The 17,849-nt window shown below is 71.6% G+C and carries 15 protein-coding genes; 13 read left to right on the top strand and 2 right to left on the bottom strand.

Going from position 1 to position 17,849, the window contains the following annotated elements; translation table 11 throughout:
- The first annotated feature begins 244 nt into the window (after nt 1-244).
- From IF04_RS0134920 to IF04_RS0134870, 11 genes are all read left to right on the top strand, one after another.
- Complete coding sequence (locus IF04_RS0134920; RefSeq protein ID WP_169746168.1) at nt 245-790, top strand: TetR/AcrR family transcriptional regulator; 546 nt, start codon at nt 245-247, stop codon at nt 788-790.
- A 285-nt stretch (nt 791-1,075) separates the two neighbouring features.
- Nucleotides 1,076-1,396 carry a hypothetical protein gene (locus IF04_RS0134915; RefSeq protein ID WP_030267561.1) on the top strand — a complete coding sequence of 107 codons (321 nt, stop codon included), beginning with the start codon at nt 1,076-1,078 and terminating at the stop codon, nt 1,394-1,396.
- A gap of 165 nt (nt 1,397-1,561) precedes the next feature.
- Entirely contained in the window at nt 1,562-3,448 is a 1,887-nt protein-coding gene (locus IF04_RS0134910) for an FUSC family protein (RefSeq protein ID WP_078601199.1), read from the top strand.
- A 126-nt stretch (nt 3,449-3,574) separates the two neighbouring features.
- The gene (locus IF04_RS0134905; protein ID WP_030267557.1) at nt 3,575-4,081 is read left to right on the top strand and encodes a MarR family winged helix-turn-helix transcriptional regulator; all 507 of its coding nucleotides are present in this window, start codon (nt 3,575-3,577) and stop codon (nt 4,079-4,081) included.
- Between the two features lie 138 nt (nt 4,082-4,219).
- A complete protein-coding gene (locus IF04_RS0134900; RefSeq protein WP_030267555.1) occupies nt 4,220-4,465 on the top strand; it encodes a DUF2630 family protein in 246 nt (81 codons plus the stop codon).
- Between the two features lie 343 nt (nt 4,466-4,808).
- The gene (ssgD, locus tag IF04_RS0134895) at nt 4,809-5,222 is read left to right on the top strand and encodes a spore wall synthesis regulator SsgD (RefSeq protein WP_030267553.1); all 414 of its coding nucleotides are present in this window, start codon (nt 4,809-4,811) and stop codon (nt 5,220-5,222) included.
- A 327-nt stretch (nt 5,223-5,549) separates the two neighbouring features.
- Entirely contained in the window at nt 5,550-5,960 is a 411-nt protein-coding gene (ssgD, locus tag IF04_RS0134890; protein ID WP_030267551.1) for a spore wall synthesis regulator SsgD, read from the top strand.
- Between the two features lie 77 nt (nt 5,961-6,037).
- On the top strand, nt 6,038-6,745 hold the full coding sequence (locus tag IF04_RS0134885) for a response regulator transcription factor (protein WP_030267548.1): 708 nt from the start codon (nt 6,038-6,040) through the stop codon (nt 6,743-6,745).
- A 107-nt stretch (nt 6,746-6,852) separates the two neighbouring features.
- On the top strand, nt 6,853-8,277 hold the full coding sequence (locus IF04_RS0134880) for an ATP-binding protein (RefSeq protein ID WP_342668240.1): 1,425 nt from the start codon (nt 6,853-6,855) through the stop codon (nt 8,275-8,277).
- Nucleotides 8,274-8,861: a hypothetical protein gene (locus IF04_RS0134875; protein ID WP_051831838.1), complete on the top strand. Its 588-nt coding sequence runs from the start codon at nt 8,274-8,276 to the stop codon at nt 8,859-8,861. The genes IF04_RS0134880 and IF04_RS0134875 overlap by 4 nt, the downstream gene beginning before the upstream one ends.
- A gap of 117 nt (nt 8,862-8,978) precedes the next feature.
- The gene (locus IF04_RS0134870) at nt 8,979-10,616 is read left to right on the top strand and encodes a GMC family oxidoreductase (protein ID WP_051831837.1); all 1,638 of its coding nucleotides are present in this window, start codon (nt 8,979-8,981) and stop codon (nt 10,614-10,616) included.
- Between the two features lie 3 nt (nt 10,617-10,619).
- Here the strand turns inward: IF04_RS0134870 and IF04_RS0134865 are convergent, their stop codons facing one another.
- Nucleotides 10,620-11,918 (bottom strand): DUF4185 domain-containing protein, encoded by a 1,299-nt coding sequence (locus IF04_RS0134865; RefSeq protein WP_030267539.1) that lies wholly within the window; start codon nt 11,916-11,918, stop codon nt 10,620-10,622.
- Nucleotides 11,919-11,953: 35 nt separating this feature from the next.
- Nucleotides 11,954-12,931 carry a multicopper oxidase domain-containing protein gene (locus IF04_RS0134860; RefSeq protein WP_030267538.1) on the bottom strand — a complete coding sequence of 326 codons (978 nt, stop codon included), beginning with the start codon at nt 12,929-12,931 and terminating at the stop codon, nt 11,954-11,956.
- Nucleotides 12,932-13,125: 194 nt separating this feature from the next.
- On the opposite strand from IF04_RS0134860, the gene IF04_RS0134855 reads away from it, so the two are divergent.
- Together IF04_RS0134855 and IF04_RS0134850 are read left to right on the top strand one after the other, a co-directional pair.
- Nucleotides 13,126-15,606: a ThuA domain-containing protein gene (locus IF04_RS0134855; protein ID WP_211259907.1), complete on the top strand. Its 2,481-nt coding sequence runs from the start codon at nt 13,126-13,128 to the stop codon at nt 15,604-15,606.
- Nucleotides 15,603-17,780, top strand: coding sequence for an OmpL47-type beta-barrel domain-containing protein (locus IF04_RS0134850; RefSeq protein ID WP_030267535.1), 2,178 nt, complete (start codon nt 15,603-15,605; stop codon nt 17,778-17,780). Before IF04_RS0134855 ends, IF04_RS0134850 begins: the two co-directional genes overlap by 4 nt.
- Nucleotides 17,781-17,849 lie beyond the last annotated feature (69 nt).

The raw sequence follows: 17,849 nt of genomic DNA, 5'->3' as shown, positions 1-17,849 counted from the left end.
GGGCGGGGGGCGTGGGACGGGGGCCGCGGTGCGGTGCGGACCACATGGGGGTGCAAGCGCTGTGAGTGCCGCGGCGCCGCAGAGGACGGGGGTGTTGTGGGGGGCTGTGGCAGAGTGACGCGATCGGGTCCGGAAGGTGGTGCCGGAGTACGGGGCGCGGGGAGCGGGCCGGAGAGGGGCGACGCGTATGGGAGTGGAGCGGGGGCGGCCGTCGATCGATGAAGGGCGGCGTCAGGCGACCCGGATGGCGATTGCCGAGGCGGCGGCGGAGTTGTTCTCCGAGCGTGGGTACGAGGCGACGACGGTCGAGCACATCGCGGGGGCGGCCGGTATCTCGCTGCGTACCTTTTACCGGTACTGCCCGGCGAAGGAGGACGCGCTCACGCCGGTCTTCACGTCGAGCGTCAGCGGCCTCGCCGACGAGCTGGCGGCGCGGCCTGCCGATGAGCCGCTGAGCAAGGCCGTCGAGGCGGCGTTCGCCGACTCGGTGTCCTTGCGTCGCCTGGCGGACGCGGACCGGGCGCGGCGGCTGCTCCGGGTGATGGGCTCGGTACCGGCACTCCGTACGCGCTGGCTGGCGGCCGGGCGGGAGCTGCAGGACCGGCTGGCACCGGTGCTCGCGCCGCGTACCGGCGGCGACCCCGACAGCATGGAGACCCGACTGCTGGCCGCGGCACTGATCGATGCGATCACGGTGGCGATGGAGTACTGGGCACGGGGAGATGGGGCGGAGGACGTCATGGCGCTGGCCGCTCGGGCGTTGCGATACCTGCGGATCGACCATCTGTAACCGATCGACCGCCTGATCGACCGCCTGATCAACCACCCGGTCAACCACTTGTAACGATCGACGCGACCGGTTGCCGATCGACGGCCGTGACAGCGAGGTGGGTGCGAGGTCCATCGTTCGCGGGGCGGGTGCGCAGCACGGGTGGAGCGTTCTCGGGGGCGTGCTCCCGTGTCGGGCGCCCCGCGTGCCCCCTGTAGCGCAGCGTGCTCCGTTGTGTGGGTGGGGTGCCCCTTGTCCGGCTCGCGGAAAATGCGATAGTCAAGTGGACCGATCACGGGGGGACCCATGCGTAGATTTCTGGCTGCAGTCATCGCTGCCGCCGCACTGAGCGGGGCGCTGGGGATAGCGTCGGCGGAGCCGGCCGCCGCCGCGTCCGGGCACCATCGGACGCCACAGTGCGTCAAGGTCGTCAAGTACTTCACGAAGAAGCACAAGCGGTATGTCCGGCTGACGAACCTGTGCGGAAAGCGGACCGCCTGCTACACCGTCGTCGTACCGACGCGCCCCGATACGCGCGGCCGGCTGAAGAAGGGCGCGACGAAGAACGTGCGCTACGGGACGGACCGCGATCCACGGGCGCTGTACGTCAAGAACCGTCCCTGTTGATGATGAGGACGCACGGTACGTAACGGCTGGCTGGCGGGGGCCGGCGGGCAGCCCGCGGTGACCGCCCTTCGGGCTGCCCGCCTCTCCCGACCCTCACCGTGAGCGCCCTCCTTGACCCTCCTTGATCCAATTCTTCACTAGTAAAATACCTGCTAACCTTTTTGCATGGGCAAGCATGCTGGACCGACGCGACTGAGACAAAAGGGCACGAAGAGCGACACCAAGAACGAGACGAAGAGCGTTATTCGGGCGCGGCCGCTGCCGGTCAAGAGCACCGTGCGGCTGCGGCGGCCGATGGAGGCGCGGCACTGGCACAAGCCCGCGTTCAGTGCGGCCGTCGCCGTCGCCGTACCCGATCTGACGCTGCTCGCCCTGGACCGGATGGACCTGGTCCTTTACACCTCGGCCGGTGCGATGTGTGCGCTCTACGGGCACAGCAAGCCGTATGCCGCGCGGGCCCGGACCGTCGCCTGGGTGGTCCTTTCCATGATCGCCAGCCTTGCCGTCGGCCTGGTCAGCTCCGCCTTCATCGGCAACACCATGCTGCTCGTACTGATCGCCTCGGCGCTGGCGGCGGTGCACAAGATGATGTGCGACGCGACCCGTATCGGACCGCCCGGCAACCTCATCATCACCTTCATCTCGGCCTCGGCCTTCTTCGTGCCGCAGCGGCCGGGCCTGATCCCCTTCCACCTGCTGCTCGCCGTCGCGGGCGGCGCCGTCGCATGGCTGGTGTGCATGGCGCCCGCGCTCGTACGGCCGGAGGGGCCGCAGCGGATCGCCACGGCGCGGGCGCTGGAGGCCGCGGCCGGGCTGCTGCGTGCCGCGCCCGAGGCCGCCGGCCCCCGCCACGCCACCGCGGCCGCGGTCAACGCCGCGTGGCAGACACTGTTCCTCGTACCGGCCCGCAGTGCGGCCAAGTACGACGCCAGGGCCCGTCTGGAGCGCCTGCTCATTCAGGCCGAATCCGCCCTGGCCGAGCCGGCCGCCGGGACCCGCGCCGCGGACGCCGCGCGCTTCGATGCCTGGGCGCAGGACCTGCGCCGCGGCCGGCCGCTCCCCGAGGTCGCACTGGACGCCGGGCAGACCGCGGAACTGGCGGGCATCGCCGCCGACCAGGCGGCAATGGCCGGTGCGGACCAGGAAGCGCTGGCCCGGACCGGCGCCGGCTCCGGGCGGGACGGCGGCGCGGCCGGTCTGCGTCGGCCCTCCCCCGCTCAGCTGCGTCGCCCCTCCCCCGATCATCTGCGCCACCTGCGCGGCTTCCGGCCCGTGCTGGAGCAGCTGCGGCCCGGTTCGCCGCTGTTGCCGATCGGGGTGCGCGTCATGATCGGCTGTACGCTCGCGGGCTGGGCCTCCATGGCCATCGGCTCCGAGCACCCGTACTGGGCGGTGGTCACCGCGGCCTCGGTCTTCCAGGCCAACACCACGCTCTCCTGGCAGCGCGCCGTTCAGCGCGCCCTGGGCAACCTCCTCGGGCTGCTGCTCTTCACCGCGCTGCTGCCGGTGATCCACACCGGTCACCTGGCGATGGTGCTGCTGGTGCTCCTCTTCCAGATCGGCGCGGAGGCGTGGATTCCCCGCAACTACTGGCTCGGCTCGGTCTGCGTCACCCCGATGGCGCTGCTGCTCACCTCCTTCGGCAACGCGATGCCCGCGGGCGTCCTCGTGCGCGACCGGTGGGTGGACACGGTGGTCGGCGCGGTCATCGGCCTGATCTGCTGCGTACTGGTGACCAACCGGCGCGCCACCGACCGCATCGAGGCCGCGGTGGCCCGTGTCGTCGCGGCCCGGGAAGCGGCGGCCGCGGTGCTCGACGCGGATCTGCCGGACGACCACGCGGCGGGGCACGAGGTGGGACACGAGATGGGGTGGGCCCGTGACCGGCTCGCCGCGGCGCTGGTCGAGCTGCGCGAGGCCGTCGAGGTCGCCTCCGGCGAGTGGTGGCAGCGCGCCCTGCCCGCCGAGCGCGTCGCCCTCACGGAGCGCGACGGCCACCGCACCCTCGCCCGCCTCGTACGGCGCCTCACCGCACCGACGCTGGCGGCGTAGCGGTCCAGTGGTCCAAAGGGCCAGCAGCAGTAACAGGCGTACGAACCGGACCACGGCGTGAGACACGGGTACGCGCCCCGTGGGCAGAATGGGCGCGGAAGAACGGCGGACGAAGGAGAGCTGAGCGTGGCCGAGGACATCGTCGCAGGGGTGCTGCGGCAGTGGCAGCAGGTGCATCCCGGTCTCGACACCGGGCCGATGGCCGTGATCGGACGGCTCAACCGCTGCTCCGCGCTGCTCCAGCAGGCGGTGGACGCTCCGCTCGTGCAGGAGGGGCTGACCCGCGCGGAATTCGATCTGCTCGGCACGTTGCGGCGGACCGGACGCGAGCTGACGCCGGGGCAGCTCGCGCGGGAGACGTTCGCGTCGGGCGCCGCCGTCACCAAGCGGCTGCGGCTGCTGGAGGAGCGCGGGCTGGTCGCCCGGCGCGCCGACTCTCGCGACCGCAGGGTCGCCCATCTCAGCCTCACCGACCAGGGCCGCGAGCTGATCGACCGGCTGCTGCCCGATCAGCTCTCGTTCGAGTCCAGCCTGCTGTCCGGGCTGTCCGGCGAGGAACTGGGGAACCTGTCCACGACCCTCTCCGACCTGTTGTTGCACCTCGAAGGACGGCTGGGCGCCCCACGCACCTGAGAGCGGCCCCGGGCCGCCGAGGCACCCGGCCCCCGGTCGGCACGGCAAAGCCTCGTCACGCCGAATCGCGGCCGGGTGCGCCGCTTCCTACAGTGAGCCGTAGGGCCCAGGGGCTTGTCCGGTAGTGAGGAGTGACCCATGGACCAGCAGGAGATCCTCTCCCGTATCGCGGCGATGGTGGAGACCGAGAAGGCGCTGCGTGAGCGCATCGCCACCGAGGAGACCGGCGGTGACGAGGAGCGTACGCAGCTGGCGGCGCTGGAACGGGAGCTCAACCAGTGCTGGGACCTGCTGCGGCAGCGGCGCGCCAAGAGCGAGTTCGGGCAGAACCCGGACGAGGCGGCCGTCCGCCCGTCGTCCCAGGTGGAGCAGTACCGGTCGTAGGAACGGCTACCGGTCGTACGACCGGCCGCCGACACCGCACCGCTCCGCGCCGCTCCGGAGTGGCGTACGCATGTCCGGCCGCGGTGGCCGGTACGTTCGGCGTATCCGGTGGTCGTCCCGGGCGCCGGAATGCGTACGGAAGCCGGCGGAGAGCGCAAGCGTCCTGCCCCCGGCCGCTGTCCCCGGGAGGCGGCGCGCGGTCGGTGTGAGGAGCGGTTGTCCGCTTCCCTCGGGGGCCGTGACGCAGCTCACGCGGAAATCCGGTGCACTGCCGTAACGATGCGGCCGTCATAGATGTCGTACAGGCAAGGAACCGCACCGGACAGACACCAGGGAGCCGACGATGCCGGACATCATCGACCACGCTGTTCAGGCCGGCCTCATCGCGACGGCACCGCAGTCGCGCGCCGTCCTCGCCCGTCTGCGCTACAAGAGCACCGATCCGTTCGCCGTCCAGGCGATTTTCCCGGCCGCGGCCTCGCTGGACGGCGCGGAGGTCCGCTGGACGTTCGGCCGCGATCTGCTGGCGGCGGGGCTGCTGGGGCCGGCCGGGGAGGGCGACGTGCACGCCTGGCCGTGCGGGCCGCGCCACACGATGCTGGAGTTCCACGCCGCCGACGGCATGGCGATGGTGCGGTTCGCCTCCGCCGATCTCCGGCGCTTCCTGGCGAGTGCGTACCTCGTGGTGCCGCGCGGCGCCGAGCCCCGCTTCCTGGACGTGGACGCCGACCTCGCGGCACTGCTGCGCGAGGCGTGAAGACGGCCTCCCCCGGATGGGCAAGTGCGCAGAGGCGGAACCCGGGCAGGAACGGCGGAACCCGGACGTGCAGGGCAGGGTCCGGGCGGGAAAGGCGGGACCCGGGTGCGTGACCAGTAGGAACACCTGATATCCCGTATCTGACACAGCAGACCGGGAGGTGGCCGAATGTGGGCGCCTCCCCCAGATGACACGGTTCACACCTGACATGACATAGATCACACCCCTGTCACATGCACGGCTCACCCGGGCACTGCGTCTAGCAGAGTGAGCCGTGTGCACGCCCGGCCACCATCACGACCCGACAGCCGTAAGGGAGCAGCCGCGATGCAGAGCGCCATCGACCAAGCCGTACAGGTCCGTCTGATCGCGACCGCGCCGGGGTCGCGCCCGGTGCCCGCCACCCTGCACTACCACCCGGCCGACCCGCTGGCCGTGCGGATGACCTTTCCGCCGGAGATCTCGCTGGACGGCGCCGCGGTGGAATGGACGTTCGCGCGGGAGCTGCTCTCCCAGGGGCTGCGCGGGGCGGCCGGCACCGGCGACGTACGGGTGCGGCCGCTCGGCGACGACCGGACCGTACTGGAGCTGCACGTGGCGGACGGCGTCGCGATGGTCCAGATGAGCTCTGCCGACATCCGGCTCTTCCTGGCACGCGCCTACGAGGCGGTGCCCGCCGGGGAGGAGCGGCTCGACGTGGACGGCGGCCTCGCGGAGCTCCTCGGCGGCGAGGGCTGAGCGAACCGAGCGAGCCCCAAGAGCCGCCGAACCGCCCCTGTTACCGACCCGTCAAGAAACGTACCGATACTGGTCACATGCCACGAGTACTGCTCATCGAGGACGACGCCGCCGTTCGGCACGGAGTCTCGCTCGCGCTGCGGCGGCGCGGCCACGAGGTGGCGGCCGCGGCCAGCGGCGAGGAGGGGCTGACCACGCTGCCGGCCTTCCGGCCCGACATCGTGCTGCTGGACCTGATGCTGCCGGGCAAGGACGGCTTCGAGGTGTGCCGCCGTATCCGGGCCGACCGGCAGCTGCCGATCATCATGCTCACGGCGCGCGGCGACGACCTCGATGTGGTGCTCGGCCTGGAGGCGGGTGCGGACGACTACATCGTGAAGCCCGCCCGGGGCGAGGTGCTGGAGGCCCGTATACGGGCGGTGCTGCGGCGTACGGCGCCGCCCGCGCTGGGAGACGCCGGGCCGCCCGAGCCGGGTCCGGTACCGGTGGAGGCGCACGGCGAACTGGTCGTGGACCGGGCCGGGCTGGTGGTGGCCAAGAACGGCCAGGACCTGGCGCTGGCACCGTCGGAGATGAAGCTGCTGCTGTTCCTGTCGGCGGCGCCGGGGCAGGTGTTCAGCCGTCAGCAGCTGCTGGAGCATGTGTGGGAGCACAGCTACCACGGGGACGCGCGGCTGGTGGACGCGTGTGTGATGCGGCTGCGGACGAAGATCGAGGACACCCCGCGCAGCCCGCGGTACGTCCAGACGGTCCGCGGCTTCGGCTACCGCTTCGGCCCGCTGTGACGGGAACGAAAACGGGAGCGGAGACGGGCAGGGAGACCGGAACGAATACAGGAACGGACGCGCCTGTCGCACCCTCCGCGGAGAGCCGCCGGACCCGGCTGCGGCAGTTGCTGCGTGGCCTGCGGGCCCGGCTCGTCGTAGCGTTTCTGCTGGTCGCGGCCGTGAGCGCGCTGACGACTGCCGCGCTCACGTACCGGGAGGCGCGGAACGCGATCCTGGAGCGCTCGCAGGACACGGCCATCAACGATCTGCGGGCTCAGATCAATTCGCTCGCACCCGACCTGCCCGTGCCGCCCAGCAGGGCCGACCTCGACGAGTTCACCCGGCAGCTCGACCGGTCCGGCAAGGCCCGGGACTGGGACGTCGAGGCGGACTACGAGGGCGTACCGGGCGAGGGCTCGGACGCGAACGTGGCGGTGCCGGACGCGCTGCGGGAGTCCGTGGAGCAGCGCCATGTACCGGCGTTCCAGCGGGTCGAGCGCGACGGCGAGCCGTGGCTGCTGATCGGCATGCCGGTCACCCGGGCACACGATCACGCCCCGTCCAAGCTGTCCGTGTACGCCCGGGTGCCGCTGCGCGCCGAGGAGGCGAACGTCGAGGAGCTGGTGAGCGCCGCGCAGCGGGGCGCGTTGCCGGTGCTGGCGCTGGCCCTCGTACCGGCGCTGTTCGCGGCCCGCGGCGTGCTGCGGCCGGTCCGCAAGCTGCGGCAGGCGGCCGGGCGGCTCGCCGAGGGCAAGCTGGACACCCGGCTGGAGGTCAAGGGCGGGGACGAACTGGCCGAGCTGTCCCGTACGTTCAACGACATGGCGGCGCACCTGGAGGAGAACGTCGCGGAGCTGCGCCGGCTGGAGTCCAACTCGCGGCGGTTCGCGGCGGACGTCTCGCACGAGCTGCGCACGCCGCTCGCCGCGATGAGCGCGGTCACGGACGTACTGGACGAGGACGCGGAGGCCGGGGAGCTGGACCCGGACACCGCGTCGGCGGTGCGGCTGATCAGCCAGGAGACCGGCAAACTGGCCCGCATGGTGGAGGACCTGATGGAGGTGTCGCGGTTCGACGCGGGTGCCGCGGCGCTCCATGTGTACGACGTGGACGTCGCCGAGGCGATCCGCAAGACGCTGCAGGCCAGGGCGTGGCAGGACCGGGTGACGACCGATCTGGCGGCGGACGTGCGGGCCCGGCTGGACCCGCGCCGGCTGGACGTGGTGGTCGCCAATCTGGTCGGCAACGCGCTGCACCACGGGGGCGAGCCCGTCGCGGTACGGCTGCGCGCCCCGGAGGACGGCCGGCTGGAGATCGAGGTGGCGGACAACGGGCCGGGCATCGACCCGGAGGTGCTGCCGCACGTCTTCGACCGCTTCTACAAGGCGGACTCGGCCCGCGCCCGCTCCGAGGGCAGCGGCCTGGGGCTGGCGATCGCCATGGAGAACGTACGACTGCACGGTGGCACCCTGCGTGCGGCCAACTCCCCGGAGGGCGGCGCCGTCTTCACGATCGGGCTGCCGCTGCGGTCGGGCGAGGAGGAGGCGTGAGGAGCGGGGCGCGCGCAAGGGTGCGGACGGGTGCCGTCGCGGCCGCGCTGCTCGTAGGAACCCTCGCCGGCTGTGGCATCGAGCCGAGCGATGTGATCGACGCCGGGGAGCCGGCGACGGGGCTGAAGTCGGACGGGCAGGCCCCCGCCGACGTGCAGCTGTTCTTCCTCGCCTCGACCGGGCTGCGGTCGGCCGCCCGCTCCGCGGACCGCCCGGCCACCCCGCAGGGCGCCGTGGACCTGCTGCTGACCGGCCCGAACGCGGCCGAGCGGCAGCGGGGGCTGACGACCGCGCTGCCGGATCTGCGCGGCCGGGTCACGGTCACCTCGCGCGAGGGGCGCCTCACGGTGACCATGCCGGACGATCCGGAGAAGCTCGACCAGCCCGCGCTCAGCCAGTTGGTGTGCACCGCGGCCAACGGGCAGGTGCCCGGCGACCGGCCGCCCGAGGAGGTACCGGTGACCGTGCGCGGCAAGGACGTGGAGGTCGGCCCGCTGGTCTGCGGCGGCAACAACGCGTACCCGTACATCACACCGCGGACCGCGTCGCCGAGTGCCGCCCCCACGGCGGCGCCGCACTCCTGACCCCAGCCAGCATCCCGCACCCCGTACTCCGCACCCCTGACCGTGCGGCGCCCCGTCCTCTACGCTGCACTCGGCGATCACTCCGGTCACCATGCCGACGGGGCAAGGGAGTTGCGGATGGTACGGCGGTCAGGACCGCGCAGGAACGCGGCTTCGGGAACGTACGGCTCCACGTACGACTACATCGTCGTCGGGGCAGGCTCCGCGGGCTGCGTGCTCGCCGCCCGGCTCTCCGAGGACCCGACGGTGCGGGTCGCGCTGGTCGAGGCGGGCGGCCCCGACCGCAGGCAGGAAGTGCGCATCCCCGCGGCCTTCCCGAAGCTGTTCAAGACGGCGTACGACTGGGACTTCACCACCACCGCGCAGGAGGCGCTCGACGGCCGGGCGCTGTACTGGCCACGCGGCCGTACGCTCGGCGGCTCGTCCTCGCTGAACGCGATGATGTGGGTGCGCGGTCACCGCGACGACTACGACGCCTGGGCGGCCACGGCCGGCGAGGAGTGGTCGTACGACCAGGTCGTACGCTACTTCCGGCGGGCCGAGCGATGGGCGGGCCCGCCATCGGGGGGCGAGGCGCGCAAGGCACCGGTGCACGGCTCGGCCGGCCCCCTGTGGATCTCCCCGGCGCGCGATCTGCACCCGCTCTCCACCGCCTTCCTCGACGCCTGTACGGAATCCGGCCTCCCACTGCTGCCGGAGCTCAACACCCCCGATCACAGCGGCTGTGCGGCGACCCCGCTCTCGCAGCGGCGCGGGCGGCGCTGGAGCACGGCGGACGGCTATCTGCGGCCCGCGCTACGGCGCGCCAACCTCACGGTGCTGACGGACAGCGAGGCGCGCCGGATCCTCTTCGACGGGGACCGTGCGTGCGGCGTAGAGCTGGCGGACGGCGTGCTGCGGGCCCGGCGCGAGGTGCTGCTGAGCGCCGGCGCGATCGGCTCCCCGCAGCTGCTGCTGCGCTCGGGCATCGGGGACGCCGAGGACCTCAAGGCGCTGGGCATCGCGCCGGTGGCCGATCTGCCGGGCGTCGGGCGGCACTTGCAGGACCACCTCTCCGTGCCCGTACTGCGGTACGCGCAGCACCCGGTCACGCTCACCGGCGCCGACACACCCGCCAACATCGCGCGCTATCTGCTGGCCCGGCGCGGCCCGCTGACCTCGAACGTCGGCGAGGCCGTGGCGTTCGTGCGCAGTGCGCCCGACGTCGCGGCGCCGGACCTGGAGCTGATCTTCGCGCCGGTGCCGTTCGTGGGCCACGGCCTCACGCCGCCGGCCGAGCACGGCGTGACCATCGGCGTCATCCTGCTCCAGCCGGAGAGCCACGGCCGGATCACACTGACCGACGCCGATCCGGCCGCGCCGCCGTGCATCGAGCCCGCTTACCTGAGCGCGCCGGCCGACCTGCGGCGGATGGTCGCGGGGGTGCGCCTCGCCGACGAGCTGTACGACACCACGGCGCTGCGCCCGCACGTCGGCGGTGCGCTGCCGCCGTGCCCGAAGCGCACGGACGACGCCGGTACCGAGGCCATGGTGCGGGCGCTGGCGGAGACGCTGTACCACCCGGTGGGCACCTGCCGGATGGGTACGGGCGACGACGCGGTGACCGACCCGGCGCTGCGGGTCCGCGGCGTCGAGGGCCTGCGGGTGGTGGACGCTTCGGTCATGCCGAACATCACACGGGGTCACACCAACGCCCCGACGATCATGATTGCCGAGCGGGCCGCCGATCTGATCCGGTACGGGGAGGCCGGGTGAAGCTCAGGTCGTCATGCGTACCCGCAGGAAGCGCGGCCGGTACAGCGTCACATCGTCGTTGACCGCGCCGGTGGCCGGGCTGCCGGGCGGGCCCAGCGTATTGACGTCGTAACTGAGCAACAGGCCGGGCCGGCCGGTGAACTCCGGGTGCGCCTGCGGGTTGTAGACCGCGGTGCGCTCCTCGGAGTCCGCCGGGTCGGGTGGCCGGGGCGGGGTGATCGCGCCGTTCGGGCCGTGCCAGGGGCCGTGTGCGGTACAGGACCAGTAGCTGGTGAGAGTGGCCAGGCCGCGGCCGCCGGCACCCGCCGCGTCCATGGTGAACAGCACCCAGGTACCGCCGTCCCGGACAACGGTGTAAGCGCTGCCGACGCCGCGCCGACCGGTGCTTCGCAGCACGGGCACTGCCCGCCCGGCGTCGGCGCGCCAGCCGTGGCCGTCCCAGTAGCGCCAGGCGCGGGCTTCGGCGAGCCGGCCGGCGGGGACCCGGGCGAGGTACGCCTGGGCCGCCGGGCGGCCGGTGGGGGCGTCGCCGCCGTACACATAGGTGTATCGCCCCTCCTGTACGGCCGCCGTCCCGTAGAGCACGCGGGCTCCGGGGTCGGGCACGGCCGTGCGGTCGGCGACCGTGGTGACGCGTTCCAGGCGCAGCCGGGGCAGGGAGAGCGTGGCGACCTCGGTGCTGCGGGGCTCGCCGAAGAGCCAGGGACCCGTTCCCGGGGATCGGTTCCACAACAGGACGCGGAGCACCCGTTCGGATGATCCGGGTGTACAGGGTTCCACGCGCGCGGCCACGGGCCAGCGCCACGCCCCTGCCGGCCCGTGTGCACGCGGCGGGTCGGGGAAGTAGCCGGCGGGCCCGGCCGGGGTGCGGCGGATCAGGGTCCGGTACGGGCGTCCCGACGGATCCGCGACGACGAGGGAGTTGCGGAGCAGCCCGGGCGGGCCGCCGCCATCGGCCTTCCGCCGCCAGGAGTGCGGCTGCCCTTTGGGGTTGGGCGGGCCCTGGACCCGGTCGAGGAAGGTGTCGGAGAACAGCCAGAGGGTGCGGCCGTCGGGGAGGCGTACGGAGTGGGTGCCGTCGCCGCCGGTCCAGTCGTCCAGCCGGGAGTTGTCGTCGCCGTACCGGGCGAAGGCGTTCGTGAGGCGGGGTTCGGGGGCCCAGGAGGCGATCTTCCTGGCGGCGCAGGGGGCGGCGTTCCCGTCGGTCGGGACGGTGCCGAGTACGGCGGTCACGACGGTCGCGACGAGCAGCGCCGCCAGGACGGCGGTGCGCCGGGACACCCGGCCGACGGGACGGCTCATGCCCCGATCATGCCGCGCCGGGGCGCCCGGTCCGGTCAGTGATGCCCGTCGTGTCCGGGAATCGTGCCGTCCGGCTTGGCGATCAGCAGCATGCCGGCCATGCCCATGTCGGAGTGGCTCTGGACGTGGCAGTGGTACATCCAGGCGCCGGCGCCCACGCCCTCGCCCGCCAGGAACTGGAAGCCGAAGGAGTCGGCCGGGCCGGTGATCTTGTTGTCGACGATCCGGCTGGGGTCTTCCGGGCCTTCCAGCAGGCCGGTGCGGTTGTCGGCCCAGCGGTGACCGTGCACATGGAACGTGTGGTAGTACTCGCCGTGCGTGATCATGATGATCTCGACGCGGTCGCCGATGGTGGCCTTGAAGTCGGGCCCCTTCGGCAGGTTGTTGATCGTCATGTCGTTGAAGACGATGGTGAACTGGCGGTCCGGGTCGGGCAGGATGTCGCCCTCCCTGCGGACCACGACCGGCCCGTAGAGGCCCTTGCGGATGCCGCCGGTGCCGTGCTCGGTGCCGACGACGTGATCGTGGTAGTGCCAGTAACCGGCGCTTCCGGGGCGCCAGGTGCCGTCCTTGCGTCTGCCGGGTCTGTGGGTGCGCCAGGTGTAGGTGCGGGTGCCGCCCGGCTCGATGTGGCTGCGGTTCGTCTTCGTGCCGTCGCTGGCGGTGTCGTAGTCCACGCCGTGGACGTGCAGGCTGGCCGCGACGTCGAGGGTGTTGGTGACCTCGATGTGCAGGGTGTCGCCCTCGATGAGCTCGATGAGCGGGCCGGGGATGGTGGCCTTGCCCTTCTCCAGACCGTAGCCGAGCTGCCCGTCCGCGAGCTTCTCCATGTACAGCTTGAGGTGCTTCACCTCGCCGCCCGCGCCCGCCCTGCGTACGGAGCCCTGGGGCGCGGCGGCCGAGGCCGCGGGGGCCAGGCCGATCGTGCCGAGTGCCGCGGCGGCGGCCCCGCCCGCGAACAGCCGGCGGCTGAACGTACCCCGCACGGTGGATTTTTCGGCTGTCTCGGTCATCTTGCTCCCCTCGCAGAAAGCGCTCTCGGCAGTACGCCGCTTGGGACGGTAGCGCCGTGATCTTCGTTTATCCACGGCAAGGACAAAGTTTGTTGACTTGCGGTCATAGCTATTGGCGGACCGCCGAAAGAGGTCTAGCTTCGTCGGCTGTCGCTGTGTGCTCACAGCTGTGTCCTCAGAGGGGTGGGTGAACCATGCGTCGCGCACCACGTCAGAAACGCACCACCACCGGACGGCTGAGACGGACGGCCGGGCTGTCCGCGCTGGCCGTCACGGCGGCCCTGCTGGGCGGGACCCCCGCACTGGCCGGGGCCCCGCCGGAGCCGTCCGTACCGAAACTCGCGCTGCCCTCGCCGCCCGGTGGCGAGAACGTCCGCGTCCTGGTCTTCCACGCCTCGGCGGGCGAGGAACCGCCGACGGTGAACGCCGGTATCGAGGCGATCGAGAAGATCGGCCGGCAGGGGCCGGCCGCCGAGCACTTCACCATCGACGCCACGGCCGACCCGTCGGTCTTCACCAAGCCCCGCCTCGGCCGGTACAACGCGGTGGTCTTCCTGACCGGCGGCGGCGATGTGCTCGATCCCGAGCAGGAAGCGGGGCTGGAGAGTTACATGGAGGCCGGCGGCGGGTTCGTCGGCATTCACAACGCGGCCCGCGCCGAGCCGTACTCCGACTGGTTCACCGGCCTGATCGGCGCCCGCCCCACGGGCGGCACGGACAACGTGCAGCGCGCCACCGTCGAGGTCGGCGACCGGGACAACCCCGCCACCAAGAGCCTGCCGCTGGAGTGGAAGCGCCCCGACCGGTGGCTCAACTGGGCGGAAAATCCGAGCGGTTCGGTGCATACAGTGGCCCGTGTACGGGAGACAACCTTCCGTCCCGGCACCGGTGCCAACGGCTCCGACCATCCCATCTCCTGGTGCCGTGACTACGACGGCGGGCGGTCCTTCTACACCGGCATGGGCGGCACCGCGGCCGCCTTCCAGGAGACCGACTTCCGCGCCCATCTGCGCGGCGCGCTGCTGTGGACCATCCGGCTCGCCCGCGCCGACTGCCAGGCGACCATCGCCTCGAACTACAAGGCCGAGCGGGTCACCCAGCCCAACCAGCCGGGGCAGCACGACCAGATCGGCGAGCCGCACGGCGTGGTGACCGCGAAGGACGGCCGGGTGTTCTACATCGGCCGCGGCGGCGAGGGCTCGGACGCGCCCGTGATCACCGACTGGAACAACCCCGACATCGGCAAGGGCAAGGGCACCGTCCACGTCTACGACCCGGCGACGAAGAAGACCACGCTCGCGGGCGAGGTCACCGTCTTCGGCAACAAGGGCAGCGGCGGTGAGCTCGTCAAGAACGAGGAGGGGCTGCTCGGCATCGAGCTGGACCCGGACTTCCTCGACAACGGCTGGGTCTACCTGCACTACACGCCGCACTCGGAGATCGATCGCGAGACGCACATGGCCGAGCGCCGCGTCTCCCGCTTCACCATGGACCTCAAGACCGACAAGCTGGACCTCTCCTCGGAGAAGGTGCTGCTGAAGTGGCCGGTGCAGATCCACAGCTGCTGCCACTCGGGCGGCGGCATGGCGTGGGACTCCAAGGACAACCTGTACATCGCCACCGGCGACAACAACTCCAGCCAGTTCAGCGACGGTTACTCCGGTAACAACCCGGAGCCGAACTTCAAGGGCGTGTCGTTCGCCGACGCCCGCCGCACCGCGGGCAACACCAACAACCTCAACGGGAAGATCCTGCGGATCCACCCCGAGAACGACGGCACGTACACCCTGCCCGAGGGCAACCTCTTCACCGGCAAGGAGACCGACGAGGGCGGCGGCAAGACCCGCGGCGAGATCTACGTCATGGGCGTCCGCAACCCCTCCCGCATCTCCGTCGACAAGAAGACCGACACGCTCTACGCGGGCTGGGTCGGCCCGGACGCGACCGACCCGAGCGAGACCTGGGGCCCGGCGAAGTACGACACGTTCGCCGCGATCACCCATGCCTCCAACCGCGGCTGGCCGTTCTGCATGGGCAACAACCAGCCCTACCGCGACCGCAATCTGCCGGACCCGAGCAAGCCGCTGGGCTGGTACGACTGCGACAACCTCAAGAACGAGTCGCCGAACAACGACGGGCTGGTCAACATCCCGCCCGCCGAGCCCAACAACATCTGGTACTCCCCCGCCGGCGGCGGCCCGGACTTCCCGCGCGATGCCAACGGCGTGCCGAGCTACAAGAAGTCCGAGCAGAAGTTCCTGCTGCCCTGGCTCAAGGGCGGCGGGCAGGCCGCGATGGACGGCCCGGTCTACCGCTACGACGCGCAGAGCGCGGGCAAGGACGCCTGGCCCGCGTACTGGGACGGCAAGTGGTTCGTGGGTGACTTCTACGACGGTGAGCAGCCGCGGAACGCGGTCGTCATGGACCCGAAGACCGCGGGCTCGGGCGGGCTGCCCGTGCACGCCGAGACCCTCGACAAGATCGTGCCGGTGGGCGCCGACGGCATCCGCAACCTGATGGGCTGGACGTTCGCGCCCGACGGCTCGCTCTATGTCCTGGACTACGGGCGCGGCTTCTTCACCCACGACGCCAAGTCCGCGCTGTGGCACATCACTTACCACGGCGGCCCGGCGACTCCGCTCCCCACTGAGCTGGCCCGGAAGGCGGTCCGATGAACCGGCGGCTGACCGCTCTGCTGTCCGTCCTCTTCCTGCTGCTGGGCGTGGGCGCCACCACGGCGTACGGGCAGTCACCGCCCGTCGAGGCGCAGCAGGTGCTGACCTGGACGGCGGGCGACGACATCACCAAGTACACCTCGGCGCCCACCACCGCGGTGGCCGGGAAGACGACCATCGTCTTCGAGAACAGCGAGGCCACCGGCAACACGATGGGCATGCCGCACACCTTGACCTTCGACGTCTCCGACCCGGAGTACAACCAGGACGTCAGCCTCAACATCCTGGCCAACCCCGGTGACTCCTCGGGCGGCAAGCACACCGCCGAGGTCACGCTCACGCCCGGCAAGTACCGCTACCACTGCACCATCCCCGGCCATGAGCAGATGCAGGGCATCCTCGTCGTCACCGACGGCGGCAGCGAGGACACCACGGCGCCGGAGACCTCGGCGAAGGTCGAGGGGCAGCAGAACGCCGACGGCGCGTACGTGGGCAGCGCGACCGTGAGCGTGTCGGCGACGGATGACGGCTCGGGCGTGGACCGGATCGAGTACGCGGTGGGTGACGCCGGCTTCCAGCCGTACACCGCACCCCTCGTGGTCGATCAGGTCGGTACGCACAAGATCCGATACCGGGCGGCCGACAAGGCGGGCAATGTCGCGGCGGAGAAGTCCGTGGACTTCACGGTGGTCGCGCCGGACACGGACGACACGACCCCGCCGGAGACCAGCGCAACCGTGTCCGGTGAGAAGAACGCGCACGGTGCCTACGTCGGCATGGCGACGGTAACCGTCACCGCCTCCGACACCGGGTCGGGCGTCAACACCATCGAGTACGCGCTCGGGGACGGCGCCTGGCAGCCGTACACCGCGCCCGTCATGGTGCACGAGGCGGGCAGCCACAAGGTCCGCTACCGGGCCGCCGACAAGGCCGGCAACGCGGCCGCGGAGAAGTCGGTCGACTTCACCGTCGTCGCGCCGCCGCCCGAGGACACCACGCCGCCGGACACCGCGGCGAAGGTCGAGGGGGACAAGAACGCGGACGGCGCCTACATCGGGAAGGCGACGGTGACCCTCACGGCCACCGACGAGGGCTCCGGCGTGGCGAGGACCGAGTACTCGCTGGACGGCGGGCCGTACCTCGCGTACGAGTCGCCGGTGATCGTAGACCGGGTGGGGTACCACTCGCTCGCGCACCGGGCGACCGACAAGGCGGGCAACACCTCGCCCGCCCGGACGGCCTCCTTCACCGTCGCCACGGGCGGCGGAGTGCCCGCGCCGCCCTGTCCCGAGTACGACGAGCGGCTGACCGTCATCGTCGGCACGGTCGACACCGGTGTGCCGAACCGGGTCACCGGCAACCGCTGCACGATCAACGAGCTGATCGAGGACGAGAAGGACTGGTCCTCGCAGGCGCTCTTCCTCAAGCACGTCACGGAGGTGACCGACAGGCTGCTGAAGGAAGGGGTGATCGACAAGCGGGAGTACCGGGCGATCAACAAGGCGGCCCGCCAGTCCGGCATCGGCAAGCCCGGCAACGACACCGGCTACCGCACCCTTTTCGATGGGACGCAGGCGTCCTTCGAGAAGTGGCAGCACGTCGGCGGCGGTGCCTTCTCGCTCACCGGTGACGGCGCCATGACCAGCAGCACGAAGGTCGACGGCATGGGCATGCTGTGGTTCCCCGAGCGCCGCTTCGACGACTTCTCGCTGAAGCTGCAGTTCCGGGACGACGCGCCGGGCACCGGCAACGCCAACGGCGGGGTCTTCGTCCGCTTCCCCGACGTCCACGACCACCCCGAGGAGTCCCGTCCCGAGTGGGTCGCCATCAAGTACGGACATGAGGTCCAGATCCTGGACCGCCCGGACGGCGACATGTACAAGACGGGTTCGATCTACGGCTTCGACCGGGTCGGCCTCGGCGGCGCAGGCGTCACGCCCAAGGGCACCTGGAACGACTACGAGATCCGGGTGACCGACCAGCACTACGAGATCTTCCGCAACGGCAAGCTGATCAACGAGTTCGACAACACCGGTGGGCAGAGCTTCTACCCGCCGCGGTCCGACGACCCGGGCACCGACGGCCGGCGCTACGCCTCCGGCTACATCGGGCTCCAGGTCCACGGTACGAGCGATGTGATCTCGTATCGCAATATCCGCATCCAGGAGCGGTGAGCCGGCAGCTCACATGAGGGAACGGCCCGCGTACGTCCGAGACGTACGCGGGCCGTTCCCGTTGCTCAA

This window comes from Streptomyces violens (assembly GCF_000717745.1).
In the GTDB taxonomy this organism is placed as follows: Bacteria; Actinomycetota; Actinomycetes; order Streptomycetales; family Streptomycetaceae; genus Streptomyces; species Streptomyces violens.
This window is presented reverse-complemented; position numbering and strand designations above follow the sequence as displayed.